The organism is Ventrimonas sp. (assembly GCF_048380235.1).
In the GTDB taxonomy this organism is placed as follows: domain Bacteria; phylum Bacillota; class Clostridia; order Lachnospirales; family Lachnospiraceae; genus Brotaphodocola.
In genome coordinates this window covers 1-1,367 of sequence record NZ_DBFCCJ010000022.1, presented here as the reverse complement: position 1 = coordinate 1,367, position 1,367 = coordinate 1, and the positions used below count along the sequence as shown (strand labels likewise).

Sequence of the window (1,367 nt, the reverse complement as noted above, 5' to 3'; positions counted from 1 at the left end):
TACCGGACTGAGTCCCCCAAGACTGAGTTTTATTCTTTTTTGATTCCAGTAAGTTATGTATTCGTTAACGGCATTTTCCAGCTCTTCTACACTTCTGTAGTCCCGGCGATAGTACATTTCTTCTTTCAGGTGACCAAAGAAATTCTCCATTACCGCATTATCAAGGCAGTTGCCCTTGCGCGACATGCTCTGCACTAACCCTTTGTCTGCCAGGGCAGACTGATAACTTTTTATCCGGTAATGCCACCCTTGATCACTGTGGAGCAGCGGTTTTTCTCCTTCTGCAAGGCTTTCCAGCCCCTTATTTAACATGCGCTTCACCAGCTCCTCTGTAGGCCTGCAGGCAGTTTCCCACGCCACGATTTCCCCGTTAAACAAATCAAGTATCGGGGACAGGTACAGTTTTTGTCCGCCAGCCCTGAATTCGGTGATATCTGTCACCCATTTCTCACAGGGAGCTTCCGCTTTGAACTGCCGCTGAAGGATATTTTCTGCAGCGAGTCCCATATTTCCCCGGTAAGACCGGTATTTCTTCAGGCGCACAGGAGACTTCAGGCCGAGCTGTTGCATCAGTTTTCGCACTGTTTTGCCACTGAACTTAAGACCTCTTTTCTGAAGCTCACAATGGATCCGCCGGTACCCATAACATCCCCGGTGTTCATGGAAGATGGAGGCTATGAGCTGTTTCACATCAGCATACTTGTCCTTAGCCTTCTGCAGTGACAGCTGGTAGTACAGCGTGCTTCTGGCCAGCCCTGCAGCCTTTAACAGGTCAGACTGGCAGTGTCCGCACCTCAGGCTCCGGATGACTTTCGTTTTTTCTCCAGCTCCTGGCGCTTTTTTTCCAGGAGATGCTCCTGCATGGCTTTCAGATATGCATTTTCTGCGCGAAGATAACGCAGCTCATTCTTCATCTCTTCCGGCGTCATGTTTGCCTCGTTTTCATGGGTATCATCAGAACGGGTCATGCTTTTCTCCTTCCTGCGCCTGATAAAGGCCTCATTACCAGATTTGCGGTAGCCTTTTATCCAGTTTTTAACCGTGTTGTGGCTGGGAATGTTAAACCGGGCAGCTACCCGGGGTAGAGACTCAGAATGCCCGAGAGCATAAAGAACCACGCAAAGTTTATCTTCAGGAGAATAGCTACGCTTGTGTCTGCAATCCAGTGCCCGAGGACCGTGAAGAAGAAAAAGATTAATCCAGTGTGAGAGGCTGGTGTGAGAAAGTTGAAAGAGTTTTGCCGTAGAAATGATGCCTGCATGACCAGCCAGGTAATGATTTACAGCGGCAAGTTTTACTTCAAATGAATGTTTCATAAACTGCACCTTCAGATGTCAGATTATGTCCAACATTTGGGGTGCAGTTCA

General features: G+C 48.3%; 1 protein-coding gene. It reads right to left on the bottom strand.

What is annotated here, in order from left to right; genetic code table 11:
• Positions 1-1,316, bottom strand: a protein-coding gene (locus ACMP1L_RS04040) for an IS3-like element IS1397 family transposase (RefSeq protein ID WP_418452071.1) whose coding sequence is annotated in 2 segments (ribosomal slippage) — positions 1-836 and positions 836-1,316 — 1,317 coding nt annotated over the 2 segments. Because the reading frame shifts where the segments join, the coding sequence is not laid out codon by codon here. This gene is flagged as partial in the annotation.
• Positions 1,317-1,367: the final 51 nt, after the last annotated feature.